Genomic DNA, 13,628 nt, shown 5'->3' on the forward strand with positions numbered 1-13,628 from the left:
ATAGTTAGAAATCGAATATTTTGACCTTCGAGCGGAAAATGAGCTTCATCACACCAAGCGTAGCGAGCGTTGTTCCCATCAAACCGACGGCAACAGCTGCTGCCCAGTAGTAAGTGCCGGTCTCTGCATAATTGAAGATGGATACAGCGGCGACGACCCATTTGGGCGTAATAAGAAAGACAATTGTGCTTAGGGTGTTCATATTTTTCATAAATGCATAGACKAAGTTCGCAACGATGGTCTTTTGCAGCATAGGAAATACGATGGTTGTTAATGTGCGGCGGCTGTCCGCCCCAAGATTCGTTGCAGCTTCCTCAATCGATTTATCTACCTGCTTAAAGGAAGCGGTGAGACCACGATAGCCGACTGGCATCTGCTTAAGCAGCATGGCGACGATAATGAGAATAGCTGATCCTTGCAGCATGATAGGTCCATTACTGAAAGCGACGATCAAGGCAAGACCAACGAATGTTCCAGGCAAAGCAATCGGCAATACGGCTGTGAAATCCAACAATTTTTTGCCGGGGAATGGCTTGCGTACAACAACATAGGCCAACACAAGGGCGAAGCCAACAGCCAGAATAGAACTGATGAGCGATAAGACTAAGCTGTTCATGACAGCTGGGCTGGAGGGATTAAACACGATTTTGAACATATGATCCAGCGTAAAGGTGTTGTCACGTCCGAAGTTTTTGGTAAAGGCGAACAGGATGGTGATCGCGAACATGGACAAGATAAAGAGCGCCATAATACTGTTGAATATGAAAAGGAAGATATCTGTCTTACGGGAAGTCTTCACCCGGTTGAGTCCTGAAACAGGCTTTCCAGTGATGGTAGAGTAGGAACCTTTGGACAGCAGCTTGGCTTGAATCATGAATACCAACAGGGCAGGAATGACGAGAATAACACCCATGACGGATGCGAGACCAGGCTCGTTATTAATGATTTCTCCGTAGATTTCAACAGCTAAGAGAGAGTAATTGCCCCCAATCAGCTTCGGATTCCCAAAGTCCGCAAAACAGTTGATTGCGACGAGCAGAAAGGCGTTAATGACGCCGGGAAGTGCTAATTTAAACGTAATGGTGCGGAAAAGCTTGAAGCCGCGTGCACCTAGATTCTGTGCAGCAATTTCTAGATTTGGCGAAATGGAGCGAAGGACGCCTGTTATGGTCATGTAGGCAAGTGGAAAATACGAAATCGTTTGTACGATCCAGAGGCCCGGCAGTCCGTATAAGTCCAGTTCGACGTTAAACCATGCTTTCATGGTTTGTGAGACCATACCTCCTCTGCCGAATAAAAGCAGGAAGGCCAGGCCAGTCATAACAGAAGGCGCGAGAATCGGGAGGAAGGCGATAAAGCGGAAAAACTTTTTCCCCACGATGTTGCTGTAATGAATGGAGTACGCATAAATAAAGCCGCAGATGGTTGCGGTTAGAGCGGATAAGGAGGAGCTAACAACGGTATTGAGCAGAGCCTTGGCATACCGACTTTTGCTGAAAAAAGTTGTCCAATCCGTTGCTCCTGGCAGCGCTATCACATAAATAAGCGGATAAATGACGAAGAGACAGAGAACAGCGAAACTGATGAGGACAAGGATCAGCGATGATGGATCTTTCATCAGTCTGCCAATCGAGGAACCCATACCCTTTTTTTCTATGATCATAAGGGGTTCACGACCACCTTCCAAATTCATTGTGTAGGAGGGCATTGATCAGCATAAGAAGTATTGCTTCAATGCCCTGTACATAGGCTTTTTCCACATAAGAAAGTTTAAGTTTTCGGCTTCCGAAAACGGCATTCTTATTGGCGATAAAACTTACCTCTTAACGCGGTCGCTCATCTGTGAATGGCCTCGATAGAAGTTTTCTCATTTAAGATCTTTTAGTGCATCTTGCAGCTCTTTACGCTGTTCAGCAGCTTTCCACAAGCTGTAGGTTGTGTTATATTTCGTTGCTTTAATATCAATGCCGCCTTTAGGAATCGGTACAGTCGGTTTCACGGAACTTGCAAAAGCAGACTCAGTGTAAAGAAGTCCAGGTTCATTGGTTAACATGTAATCCATTAGTTTCTTAGCACCCGCCGTGTTAGCGCCGCCTTTGACGATTGCCAGTCCACCAACCTCATAGCCTGCGGCTTCAGGGACGATACTGACAATCGGGTTGCCTTGATTTTTCATCTTTAACTGGTCACCAAGGAAAGTAATACCGATCGTGTACTCGCCTTTGGCTGCCTTCTGAATCGGCTCAATGCCGGATTTCGGTCTTTCCTTAAGATTAGGCAGAAGTTTGGCAACATACTTCAGCATCTCATCTTTCCCCCATACTTGCGCAAGGGAAGCTACCGCTGTGTAGGCTGTACCCGAAGTAGCAGGGTCGGACATTCCGATCTCGCCTTTAAATTTAGGGTCTAGCAGCTCTTGGAAGGTCTGCGGGTAAGGAGCTGCAGCATACTTCTCTTTCCAACGCTGTTCGTTGATACCAATAGCGATAGGATTAAGATAGAATCCAGTCCAGAAGCCTTCTTTGTCCTTCATATTGTCAGGAATATCTTTGGCATTCGGCGAAGTGTAGGCTTCAAGCGCACCGGCTTTTTTCAGTACCTCATGCGAATCAGCGGGACCGCCCATCAGGAAGTCGGCCTGAGGCTTGCCCATCTCATTTTGTACACGGGTCACGGCCTCACCGCTTGGCAGACGAAGGACGTCGTAGTCGATCCCCGTTTCTGCTTTGAATTTATCTAAGATCTTGCGGGCCTCTTCTTCTTGGAAGATAGAGTACACCGTAATTTTACCTTTCGATGTCCCGCCAAAAACACCTGATTTGTACAGAAAGAATCCTGCTACCAGTACGACAACAATGACCGACACGATCATAATAGAACTATTGCTTTTCTTTCTAGCCATTTCATCAACCATCCCCTCGATATGTTAGGAGGCATCACTTAACTTGAAATAAGCTTTATGGTTGGTTTCATCTAACAAATCGAAAACGATGAAGTAAGCGTTATCATACCGGTCAAGATGCAGCCAATGCTTTCCGTTCCCCGCTTCGTCGGTCAATTGCACGACATAGTGGCTACTAGGCTGTTCAGCCATGAAGTCGAAATGACTGAAATCGATCAGCCTGACTGCAGATCGCATTTGCAACGTTAGCGCAGACCGATCCGCCTCGGAAAGTGCTGTGAGCAGGCCATCTTGCAAACGGAATACGTGATGGCTTCTGTTTGCAATAACCCCACTTACTGTATCCGCAGTGAGCGTCTTGTCGATGAGCATATTCTGCAGTTTCCGGATTTCAGCGCTAATTTCCAGTGAATTGACCGAGTCTGTCCCGAAGCGAAAGCCGCTGGTACCGATTTGGAAAGGGATATCCTCCTGATCCAGATAGGCAATGGAGCCCGTTAACAGCAACCGTGAAGCGTTTGCACGCGTTTGCGGCTTTCCCCCGTTTAATATGCGGGTAAACGATGCTTTCCACGCGATTAGCTCCTTAGGATCATCAATGGAAATCGTGCCCACCCCAGGATACGTCACATTCATGCGCATGGGGACACCGTCGAACATATCACGGCTATTTGCTTCTTTAGGGACGATCCGCACTTCATCGACGCCGATACGAAACACATAGGCAAAAATGCCGATCAACGTACAACCAATAACGATTTGTACTAAGATGAGACGCAACCATGAAAGCCCTTTCTTCTCCTCTTGCATGTAGATTACTCTCCTTTTATCTCAGAAAAATCATCGATATGTATCAATTTTGTAACAAGCCTTGCGTGAGGGTTGGTTCGGTTTGAAACATCAAAATGACTTCAGTACCCATTTTCTCACGGCTATGTACGGTAATGCTACCGCCTTGCAGTTCCATTAATTGCTTACAGAGCAGTAAACCAAGCCCATGGGAATGCGTCGAAATGGGACGCTTCTGATTGTGCTCAGAAGAAGCGAGGAACAGTGCTGCTGTATCTTGCTCACTTAAGCCTTTACCATTATCCGAGATTCGGACGTGGCAATGATATTCAAGTTGCTCTAGTCGGATATTGAGATGTGTGCATTCACTATGCTTGATCGCATTTTCAATGACATTGAACAGGACCTGCTGCGTGCGCTTGGGGTCAACGTAGACCTCGCACGGTTCGACCTGCAGGGTTGTCGTAATGGATGATTTATGCAGCGTAGGTTCAAGAATTCGCAGACTATCCGTTAGGATTGCCGCCAAATCTGCGCGCTCAAGCTGTACACGCCAAGCTTCATCGCCTTTGAGCGATGTTTGCAGCAGCTCTTCAACCATTTGTAACAGACGCGTGCTTTCCTTGCGGATGTAGACATTGCATGTTCGAATATCTTCGACACGCTCCATTTTGTCAATCAGATCGGAAAAGCCAATGATAGAGGTTAGCGGTGTTTTAAGCTCATGCGTCACATTATCATAAAATTTCTTCTGTTTGCTCTGTTCATACTGAAGGAGCTCGATATGCTCCTGGAGCGCTTCTGACATTTGATTGAAGTCATCGGCCAGTTCCCGCACTTCGTCTTGACTGGTAACAACAATCTTTCGGCTGAAATCACCAACGGTTACTTGCTTCAGCGCCTGTTGGAGTGCGTGCAGGGGTCTCATGATAAAGAAGGAGAAGGAGTAGCTTGCAAGCAATGCGATGAGTAAGCAGCCGAGCGCAACACCAATAAACCAAGATCGCATCTCAGATAGCGTTTCCTCGTGCTTATTCAGATCTAACAGGTAGCGGAATCCGCCTACAATTTTGCCCTCATAGGTGAATGGAGAGGCATAAATGAGAATTTTGTTGTTCTCACCTTCAGTGATGACAGTTGCGGATTGTCCAGCTAGTGCAGCGTCAATATCGCTTCGTTTCATCAAGTCTTCTTTGTTGCCGCTATCCCCGATAATGGTACCCTCCGGATCAAATAGCTGAACTTGGAAGTTGCTGTTAGCTGCAAGGTGGGAGGCAATCAGCGGAGCATAAGTCCCAGAAAAGAGCTGTTCAATACTAATTTTCTTATCATTAACGATTTTTAAAGCTTCAATGCGGTGCAGACCATAATACTGGGCCAAGGTTTGGGTATCCCGCTCGATCATGCTTTTACTCAGTGTATAATTCACAACAACATACATCGAGGCAAGGAACATGATGATCGTTATAGAGTGCTGGATGAACAGTTTATTGCGAAGCTTCATGGCTTAAACCTCCAGTTTATAGCCCGTACCATGAACTGTGGCGAGCACGTGATCATAGGGTTTGATTTTTTCCCGCAGACGATTGACCATCATATCGACAGACCGCGTCTGTCCGAAATATTCAAATCCCCATACTTGGTCCAGAATGTGCTCTCGGGTAAAAACTTTCTTAGGATTTTTGCACAGGAGCCAGAGGAAATCGAACTCTTTGCTTGTCGTTTTAATCGGTTTGCCAGCCAGCTTTAAGGATCGCTCATTTCTATCAATTTCGATCATGCCAACATGAAGAACGTCAGCAGCTTGTGCGGCAGTATCCGATGTTACACGGCGCATGACAGCGCGAATCCGCATAATAAGTTCGCGTGTCTCAAATGGTTTGGTTAAATAATCGTCGGCTCCGAGCTGGAAGCCTAGTATTTTATCATTCATTTCATTTTTGGCCGTGAGTACAATGACGGGTATTTCTTTATGGATTTGCTGGAGTGTCTTTAGGAGCTCAAAGCCTGACTGATCAGGCAGCATCAGATCCAGCAAGATGAAATCGATAGGCTCCGAGGCGAGTACCTCAAGACTAGAAGCGACAGTGCCAGCAACAACAGGATGAAACCCCTCTACTTCAAGGCTTAATTTGAGCAGCATTTGAATGCTGGAATCATCTTCGATAATTAAAATATTCATAGGAAAAGTTCCTTCCTTTCCGGTCGCATTTTGCTTACCTCATTCACGACTAATGAGCATGTTCCTTGTGTATCCATTCTACACAAGGATTACAACATGTAAATACGTGAATGAAATGTGGCTCTCCGAAAAGGGTAAGCCCGCTAGGGCTTGCGGCGGGGTTGAGGGAGGGATAGCGCCCAAAAAGGGCGCTATTGTAGTGCTCAGGGCTAAATAGCCGCAGGATAAGGCCCTTTTTGGGTCTTACAGCTCCGCGCGCTAGGGCTGCGGCGGGGTTGAGGGAGGGATAGCGCCCAAAAACGGCGCTATTGTAGTGCTTAGGGCTAAATAACCGCAGGGTAAGGCCTTTTTTGGGTCTTACAGCTCCGCGCGCTAGGGCTGCGGCAGGTGGAGGCAGGAATAGCGCACCCGGAATTGCCGAACTACTCTCACAGAGTGTGCTAGTAAACGAAAAAGAGCTAAACGCTTGATAAGCCGCTTAGCTCCCAAATAATAATCTATCAAGGGAGCTGCACATAGAACGACGTTGTCTCCTGCAGCTCGCTTTTGGCATGAATTTTGCCTTTATGTTGCTCAACAATCGACTTGGCTATGGCTAATCCAAGTCCATAGCCGCCGTGCTTGCGTGAACGTGAGGGATCCGCACGGTAGAAGCGGTCGAAGATCCGCTCCACATGCTCAGGCGAGATGCCTTCGCCCGTATTGGTCACGGTGAGAAGCGTATCGTTATGATGCTTCTTGAAGGTGAGCGAAATGGCGCCCTTCGGCGGCGTATATTTGATCGCATTGTCCATAAGAATCATGACGACTTGTTTGATTTGCTCGCTGTTGCCGTGCAAGGTTAAGTCGGGCTGAATCTCGTAGTCCAGCGTAATATCCTTCTCGAATACGACGGCTTCCATCGTGAGAAGGACACTTTCCACAGATTCACTTACGTTGAATTCGCTGTACAAGATTCCCGCTCTGGTATCATCCATTTCCGTGAGATAGAGGAGATCGTTGGTGAGCGTCTTCATGCGTTCCGTCTCAGATTTGATGCGATGCAGCCACTTTGACTGACTCTCAATCGTTTCATCACTGTTGCCCAAAAGCACATCCGCATTGGTATTGATGACGGCTAACGGCGTTTTCAACTCGTGAGAAGCATCCGCGATGAATTGTTTCTGTTTCTGGAAGGCTTCACGAACTGGCGCTATGGAACGATTCGCAAAATAGCGGCTCGTAAAGAAGATGACAATCAGCATCACCAATCCGACGAGTGTGAAGGTATAGACGAGATTCGTCAGAATGGTCTTCTGAGCCGTAACGTCGAGATAAATGACACTATACCCGGTGTCATTCTTTTGCACCATATACGCCCATTGATTGCCATCTAGCGAGAACTGGCCGATATCCGATTTGCCCAAGGAGGCTTCCTTAATGGCCGTTTCATAGAACGCCGTATCCATGTCAAAACGGGAGTTCGTCGCTGTAAGGTTCCACTGGGCATCGGCTTGCAGCATGAAGGAAACCGATCGCTCGGGTGGTGAATCATTGTACCCCTGAGGTTCTTGCGGGTGATGCCCGCCATCAGGTCCAGGCTTCATATTTCCCTTTTTTCCGTCAGGCTTGAGATTGAAATTGGCTACACCATGCAGCTCCATATCGATGTCGGCTCGCACGTTCTGATAGGTGATGAAATAAATCGTAGCGAAAGATATGAGCATGATGCAGGATATGATGACGAGATTCACGATAAGAAATCGATTGCGAAGCTTGTTAAACATCAGGAACTCACCTCCTCCAGCACGTATCCAACGCCTCTAAGGGTCGAGATACGGACAGCCGCGTGCAGGAAAGTTAGTTTTTTGCGTAAAAAAGAGATATAAACTTCCACGTTGTTATGCTCCACCTCCGAATCGAAGCCCCATAGCTTCTCGATGATCTGTTCCTTCGATGTTACGGCCTGCTTTCTCGTCATTAACAGCTCCAGGAGCTCGCTTTCTTTTAAAATCAGCTTCAATTCCTTCCCCTTGCAAGTCAGCTTGAGGTTTCCGGTATGCAATTCGATGTCTCCGAACTTCAAAGCATCCTCCGGCACGACCTCGCCTTTGCGTCTTAACGCCGCGCGTATCCGAGCTAACAGCTCCTCCGTTGAGAACGGTTTGGCCACATAATCATCGGCGCCGTAATCCAATCCCGCTATTTTATCCGAAATTTCTCCCTTGGCCGTAAGTAGAATGACAGGTGTTGAAATCCCTTTGGCACGCAGTGTCTTAAGGATCGTGATCCCGTCCATCTCAGGCAGCATAATATCGAGCAATAGAAGATCATATATACCGCTTAAAGCATTATCCAGCCCGGACTGTCCATCGTGAACAGCGTCAACGGAGTAATGGTGTTTTTTCAAAATTTGAGTTAAAGCTTCAGCTAAATGTACTTCATCTTCCACGATTAGAATTCTCATGGGTCGTTTCCCCCTTAGTGCCTCAAGGTGCTTTCCACTGGCATGGCTTCATTATAGGCCTGTGAACCTTTAATCAACCTTAATAGTAGCACTCCATGTGCGGATTTACGAAAAAAACATATTTCTCTTCGCATTTAAGTTTCACTAAAGGTTCGGGGGCTAAGATACAGTCATGAAGCAGCGAACAACACGCAGCAATATGAACAAGAAGGAGGCGCATCACAATGGCGATTGAAGTATTTAATCGGTATGAAAATAAGTATCTGATGGATACGAAAGCCTTTTACACGATCTATAATCGACTGCTCGAATATATGGAAATGGACGCCTACAACAAGAATGAACAATTCTATTCGATCAGTAACATCTACTTCGATACCGAGCATGATTCATTAATTCGAAACTCATTGGCGAAGCCGAAATACCGAGAGAAGCTGCGAATAAGAGCTTACGGGGTGCCAAACGCAGATGCGAAGGTGTATCTAGAGCTGAAGAAGAAGGTGTTCGGCCTGGTGAATAAAAGAAGAACAGCGCTGAAGCTGAATGAGTCGTATGACTTTGTACGAACCAAGGTGGAGCCTGAACTGCAGCCATATATGAACAAGCAAGTGATCCAAGAGATTAAATATTTCTTAGGCCGATATGATCTGGAGCCGAAGGTATATCTGGCGTATGACCGGATTGCGATGTTTTGCAAAAATAACCGAGATTTGCGGATCACCTTTGACACGAATATCCGTTCTAGACGGTATGATCTTAAGCTCGAAAGTGGTGATCATGGGGAGCAGTTAATGGGCCGCGGGCAATGGCTTATGGAAGTGAAGGCGGAGAAAACGATTCCCCTCTGGTTGTCGAAGATGCTATCGGAACATGACATGTTTCGAACAAGCTTCTCGAAGTACGGCAACGAATATAAGAAAAAGCGACATGAACAACTAACGGGGGAGAGGATTCAATTATGATCGATTCGATTTTTGCACAAGTCACAGCAGGTACAGAATTAACGCTCATGAATGCTTTATTAACCATAATTACAGCGATCGTTCTGGGCGCCATGATTAGCTTAACGTACATGAAAACACAAACCAACTATACACAAAGCTTCACGTTAACCATGATTGTTCTGCCCGTCATCGTAGCCATTATTATTCTATTAATCGGGAGCAACATCGCTAGAGCGTTCAGTCTTGCAGGGGCATTCTCCATCATTCGATTCCGAAGCGCTCCTGGAGATCCGAAGGATATTGCTTTCGTCTTGTTCACCATGGCGGCAGGTCTTGCCTGTGGGGTTGGTTCGTTTGGTTATGCGGTACTTTTCACACTTGTACTTTGTGTCTTGATGTTCGTCTTGAAAGTTACCAATTTTGGCGCTAAGAAGGCAGCTCAGAAGTTATTGAAAGTGACGATTCCCGAGAGTCTGGGATATGAAGAAGCGTTTGATGAAGTGTTCAAGATGTTCGACATTGCCTATGAGTTGAAAAAGGTACGCACAACCGAGTTAGGCAGCTTATATGAGCTAGTTTACGTAGTGACGATTGATCATTTGACGAGTCAGAAAGAATTCCTAGACGCCATTAGATGCAGAAATGGAAATTTAGATATCACATTGACGATGAGCCCTACAGCGGCTGAATTTTAAATCATTTTACAAACAGAGAGGAAGATTTCTATGAAAAAACCGTTGAAAATGAAAGGCGCAGGTGTCCTATTATTATGCGTTGTTGTGTTAGCAGCATGCAATGAAACGACTGACATCGCTTCGACGACACCGGAGGCTGCATCAACTGCAACAACGACGGGAACGACTGCGGTTGCTGCAAGTGGAAAAGCAGTGACCACGGATGTCATCCAGAAGGTGGAGTATGCGGCGGATGATGCCTACACAGATTGGACTTCTGCGAACCCGACGAAGATCTCGTTAACGGGTACGAGTGCAACAATCGAGGGTGAGGGCGCAGCGGCGAAGGGCAGTAAGATTGCGATTACGAAGGCTGGCACGTATGTCGTGAGCGGTAAATTGACAGATGGTCAAATAACGGTCAATGTGAAGGATAAGGGCGTCGTTCGTTTAGTTCTGAACGGAGTGGAGATTTCAAACAGCACGTCTTCTGCGATCTTCGTCGAAGAAGCGGGCAAGGCAATCATCTCCTTACAAGAAGGAACCGAGAACTTCGTTACAGATGGAACGAAGTATGTGTATCCGGATGCAACAACCGACGAGCCTAATTCGGCGATCTTCAGCAAAGACGATCTGACGATTAATGGCACAGGGAAACTTGTCGTGAAAGGGAACTACAACAACGGGATTACCAGCAAGGATAAGCTGAAAATCACAGCAGGCACACTGGATGTTAAAGCTGCTGATGATGGCGTGATGGGTCGCGACTTGGTCGCTGTCCAAGCCGGTACATTGACCATCGATGCGGGTGGACATGGCATCAAAACAACGAACGATAAAGAGGGATCGGAGGGTTACATCAGCCTTGCTGGTGGAACATTCACGATCAAATCCGGCGAGGATGCGCTGCACAGCAGCGGTGGCCTTGATGTGAGTGGTGGAGATCTTCACATTAATGCTGGCGACGATGGCATTCACGCCGAAGTATCTCTTGCTATCGCAGGTGGTACGATCGATATCACGCAAAGCAATGAAGGGATCGAGGCGCCCGCGGTTCTGATCTCGGGTGGTAAAACCAATGTCGTATCTACGGACGACGGTGTGAACATCTCGAGCGGCAACGCTGAGTCCGCCGAGGGTGGCGGTGGCGCTCCGGGAGCGGCGACTAGCGGAGCTGGCAGGGCCCCAGGAGGCGCACCAGGCGCGTCCGGCGCGAATTCGAGCAACATGCTGACGATTACCGGCGGCTTCTTATCCGTCGACTCGAAAGGCGACGGGTTGGACTCGAACGGCTCCATCACGATGAGCGGCGGTACGGTCGTGGTCAACGGGCCGATCGAGAACAACAACGGCTCCCTCGACTATGACGGCACGTTCGTCATGACCGGCGGCTTCCTTGTTGCTGCGGGAAGCTCGGGCATGGTGCAAGCTACGTCCGACAAGTCAACGCAAGCCGGCGTCCTGATGACGTACACCAAGACCCAGCAAGCGGGTGTGCTGGTTCATCTCGAAGATAGCGCAGGTAACACCATTATCACTTTTGCGCCAGCGAAGAACTATCAGTCGGTGTTCGTCAGCTCACCAAACTTGAAGCAAGATAATTCGTACACGCTTAGCTCGGGCGGATCTTCAACGGGCACCGCTACGAAAGGCCTGTTTGAAGGTGGCACGTACCAGGGTGGGACGAAAGTTGTCGACTTCAAAACAGCGACAATGATCACTTGGTTGTCCGAAACGGGCGTAACCGAAGCTAGAAGCGGGATGATGGGTGGCCCTGGTGGCGGCAGACAAGGCGGAGGTGGCGGTGGCATGCCTCCCCAAGGTGGGGGACAGCGTCCACAACGAGCGGCACAGTAAATTCGAACGAATAGGCATGTTTATGAGGCTATCCTCACGTAGATCATCTATGTGAGGACAGCTTTTTGTCAGTTTAATTGTTTCACAGGAGGTAGCTATATTTTCCTATAAACGAACTCATTCTAAGAGGATTAAGCAGCGTTCATTTTGCATGTTTGGGCTCTTCTTGAGGCACCMTCTCCGCCGACTCCCCAATATGAGTAGTTAGAAGTAGCGAGGATAAAGAGAAGAATGTGGGAAAAGTGGCGTAATGTGAAGTAGTAGGGGAGTTTGGAGTAATGTGAAGTGGAGTAATGTGAAGTAGTATGTGGAGCAATGAGTAGCAAGGGAGTGGAGGCGATAAATGTAGTGCCCGATGGAGCAAGGTTGTTGATTTTCTGATGACTTTCAAGTCCCCAAGCCCCCAAGCCCCCAAGCCCCCAAGCCCCCTCCCCCGTCAAAAATGCAAAAAAGCACCTTTCGATTGGGTTTATCCTCTGTTATAAGAAATTGATGCGAATAGGCATCAATTTGGAGTGATTTCAGGAGATTATCCTGAAATACGTTAAAAAGGTTGCCTATTTGCACGCATTTACTAATTTCCACCATAAATTAGTAGAAAAGGTTGTACTTTTGCATTTTTGAGAGAGGGAAGAGAAGAAGTGAAGGGAGAAGAAGTGGAGAGGCACGCATGATACCTGGGGTTACGAAGGAACGAAATGACGAAGTGATCAAGCTGGTGCAGTTGGAGACACGAATTCATGACAAGGTGAAGAATTACTCGCTGGGGCATGCGCCAGCGACTGGGTGTCGCTCAGGCACTGCTGCATAGGCTGTCACTGCTCATTCTGGACGAGCCGGACGAATGGCCTAGACCCTGCAGGGATACGTGAGCTGCGTGATTACCTCCGTTATCTGACACGTTCCGAAGGGATAGACAAATCGGGAGAGACCGATGCGTGGCGGGATCACGTGATCGAACAGAAGCAGGAGCTCACAGACGCGCTGAAGGAGCCGAAACGGAGTGCTGAGAGCAAGGCAAGCATCGAAAAGCAGATCGCTAGTTACGACTACCATCTCGATCATGATATCCACCCGGAAGAGGGGACCATGTGGAGCGGAATTAACGGTTCGGCACAGTTGATTATCTTGATCACCTTGTTCACTTGTGATCGTTGCGGGGGACAGCTTGGCTGGCGAATTTCTCCATCTTTGCGCTATTTGCGGGAGCGATCTTCATGGAGCTCTTGCAGCCTTACGAATGGAGTAAATACTTGTTATTCGCTAATATTGATCTGTCCCAGTATTTGAGCGGTCGCCCGTATCAGACCGGAATGACACTTCAATTCTCGATTATCGTATTAGGCATTTACTTTTTCATTTTTAATTTAGTAGCTTGGCTGGTATTCACGAAGAGAGATGTGGCCTCTTAGGATTACTTATTTATTAGTATGTTCTATCCCGCGTTCCATAAAAACCTTACGTGCTACATCAAGAGCACCACATGCCTTAGGGAATCCTGCGTAACCACCGCAATGCAGGATGATTTCCAGGATTTCCTCGGGTTTTAGACCAACATTAAGACCTGCATGGAGATGAAAAGGCAACTGCTCCGTAGCTCCTTGTGTAATTAGAGATGTAATTGTAATCATTTCTCGTTGTTTTAAGTCGAGGATATCTCTGGAGTAGAGGTCACCAAAACCAAAAGCTACTAATGTATGGCCGAAGTCAGGGAAAAACTCTCCGATTTGTTTAATCATACTGACCCCATGGTCGCCAACCATCGTCTGTAGTGTATCGATACCAGCTTCATAACGTTCTTGATTCGTTTTATTCGCCTTCATTAAAAACCTCT

The 13,628-nt window shown here is 47.4% G+C and carries 12 protein-coding genes and 1 pseudogene; 5 read left to right on the forward strand and 8 right to left on the reverse strand.

Annotated elements, in window-relative coordinates; all coding sequences use genetic code 11:
• Nucleotides 1-4: 4 nt before the first annotated feature.
• The 7 genes from AB4114_RS20590 to AB4114_RS20620 all read right to left on the reverse strand — a co-directional run bounded on the left by AB4114_RS20590 (nt 5) and on the right by AB4114_RS20620 (nt 8,319).
• Nucleotides 5-1,663 carry an ABC transporter permease gene (locus AB4114_RS20590; RefSeq protein ID WP_441990123.1) on the reverse strand — a complete coding sequence of 553 codons (1,659 nt, stop codon included), beginning with the start codon at nt 1,661-1,663 and terminating at the stop codon, nt 5-7.
• A 204-nt stretch (nt 1,664-1,867) separates the two neighbouring features.
• The gene (locus AB4114_RS20595; protein WP_441990124.1) at nt 1,868-2,902 is read right to left on the reverse strand and encodes an ABC transporter substrate-binding protein; all 1,035 of its coding nucleotides are present in this window, start codon (nt 2,900-2,902) and stop codon (nt 1,868-1,870) included.
• A gap of 24 nt (nt 2,903-2,926) precedes the next feature.
• Complete coding sequence (locus AB4114_RS20600) at nt 2,927-3,712, reverse strand: DUF3919 family protein (protein WP_441990125.1); 786 nt, start codon at nt 3,710-3,712, stop codon at nt 2,927-2,929.
• 43 nt (nt 3,713-3,755) lie between these two features.
• Entirely contained in the window at nt 3,756-5,195 is a 1,440-nt protein-coding gene (locus tag AB4114_RS20605) for an ATP-binding protein (protein WP_441990126.1), read from the reverse strand.
• Nucleotides 5,196-5,198: 3 nt separating this feature from the next.
• Nucleotides 5,199-5,873 carry a response regulator transcription factor gene (locus AB4114_RS20610; protein ID WP_441990127.1) on the reverse strand — a complete coding sequence of 225 codons (675 nt, stop codon included), beginning with the start codon at nt 5,871-5,873 and terminating at the stop codon, nt 5,199-5,201.
• Between the two features lie 500 nt (nt 5,874-6,373).
• The gene (locus AB4114_RS20615) at nt 6,374-7,639 is read right to left on the reverse strand and encodes a sensor histidine kinase (protein ID WP_441990128.1); all 1,266 of its coding nucleotides are present in this window, start codon (nt 7,637-7,639) and stop codon (nt 6,374-6,376) included.
• Nucleotides 7,639-8,319 carry a response regulator transcription factor gene (locus AB4114_RS20620; RefSeq protein ID WP_441990129.1) on the reverse strand — a complete coding sequence of 227 codons (681 nt, stop codon included), beginning with the start codon at nt 8,317-8,319 and terminating at the stop codon, nt 7,639-7,641. Before AB4114_RS20620 ends, AB4114_RS20615 begins: the two co-directional genes overlap by 1 nt.
• Before the next feature lie 224 nt (nt 8,320-8,543).
• Here AB4114_RS20620 and AB4114_RS20625 point away from each other — a divergent pair, with 224 nt between their 5' ends.
• The 5 genes and pseudogenes from AB4114_RS20625 (at nt 8,544) to AB4114_RS20645 (ending at nt 13,206) form a co-directional block, all read left to right on the forward strand.
• Nucleotides 8,544-9,281: a polyphosphate polymerase domain-containing protein gene (locus AB4114_RS20625; protein ID WP_171633468.1), complete on the forward strand. Its 738-nt coding sequence runs from the start codon at nt 8,544-8,546 to the stop codon at nt 9,279-9,281.
• Nucleotides 9,278-9,958, forward strand: coding sequence for a DUF4956 domain-containing protein (locus tag AB4114_RS20630; RefSeq protein ID WP_441990130.1), 681 nt, complete (start codon nt 9,278-9,280; stop codon nt 9,956-9,958). Before AB4114_RS20625 ends, AB4114_RS20630 begins: the two co-directional genes overlap by 4 nt.
• A gap of 30 nt (nt 9,959-9,988) precedes the next feature.
• Nucleotides 9,989-11,794, forward strand: coding sequence for a carbohydrate-binding domain-containing protein (locus tag AB4114_RS20635; protein WP_441990131.1), 1,806 nt, complete (start codon nt 9,989-9,991; stop codon nt 11,792-11,794).
• Between the two features lie 664 nt (nt 11,795-12,458).
• A pseudogene (locus tag AB4114_RS20640) lies at nt 12,459-12,709 on the forward strand (ATP-binding cassette domain-containing protein); the annotation flags it as partial.
• Between the two features lie 302 nt (nt 12,710-13,011).
• Complete coding sequence (locus AB4114_RS20645; protein WP_441990155.1) at nt 13,012-13,206, forward strand: hypothetical protein; 195 nt, start codon at nt 13,012-13,014, stop codon at nt 13,204-13,206.
• Nucleotides 13,207-13,212: 6 nt separating this feature from the next.
• Here the strand turns inward: AB4114_RS20645 and AB4114_RS20650 are convergent, their stop codons facing one another.
• Nucleotides 13,213-13,617, reverse strand: a complete 405-nt coding sequence (locus AB4114_RS20650; protein WP_441990132.1) for a carboxymuconolactone decarboxylase family protein — start codon at nt 13,615-13,617, stop codon at nt 13,213-13,215.
• Nucleotides 13,618-13,628 lie beyond the last annotated feature (11 nt).

Source organism: Paenibacillus sp. 2RAB27, from assembly GCF_052115445.1.
Lineage (GTDB): Bacteria > Bacillota > Bacilli > Paenibacillales > NBRC-103111 > Paenibacillus_E.

Excerpts from the sequence above, each read along its gene's own strand:
- AB4114_RS20595 (WP_441990124.1), bottom strand. The coding sequence starts at position 2,902 with ATGGCTAGAAAGAAAAGCAATAGTTCTATTATGATCGTGTCGGTCATT.
- AB4114_RS20600 (WP_441990125.1), bottom strand. The coding sequence starts at position 3,712 with ATGCAAGAGGAGAAGAAAGGGCTTTCATGGTTGCGTCTCATCTTAGTA.
- AB4114_RS20605 (WP_441990126.1), bottom strand. The coding sequence starts at position 5,195 with ATGAAGCTTCGCAATAAACTGTTCATCCAGCACTCTATAACGATCATC.
- AB4114_RS20610 (WP_441990127.1), bottom strand. The coding sequence starts at position 5,873 with ATGAATATTTTAATTATCGAAGATGATTCCAGCATTCAAATGCTGCTC.
- AB4114_RS20615 (WP_441990128.1), bottom strand. The coding sequence starts at position 7,639 with ATGTTTAACAAGCTTCGCAATCGATTTCTTATCGTGAATCTCGTCATC.
- AB4114_RS20620 (WP_441990129.1), bottom strand. The coding sequence starts at position 8,319 with ATGAGAATTCTAATCGTGGAAGATGAAGTACATTTAGCTGAAGCTTTA.
- AB4114_RS20625 (WP_171633468.1), top strand. The coding sequence starts at position 8,544 with ATGGCGATTGAAGTATTTAATCGGTATGAAAATAAGTATCTGATGGAT.
- AB4114_RS20630 (WP_441990130.1), top strand. The coding sequence starts at position 9,278 with ATGATCGATTCGATTTTTGCACAAGTCACAGCAGGTACAGAATTAACG.
- AB4114_RS20635 (WP_441990131.1), top strand. The coding sequence starts at position 9,989 with ATGAAAAAACCGTTGAAAATGAAAGGCGCAGGTGTCCTATTATTATGC.
- AB4114_RS20645 (WP_441990155.1), top strand. The coding sequence starts at position 13,012 with ATGGAGCTCTTGCAGCCTTACGAATGGAGTAAATACTTGTTATTCGCT.
- AB4114_RS20650 (WP_441990132.1), bottom strand. The coding sequence starts at position 13,617 with ATGAAGGCGAATAAAACGAATCAAGAACGTTATGAAGCTGGTATCGAT.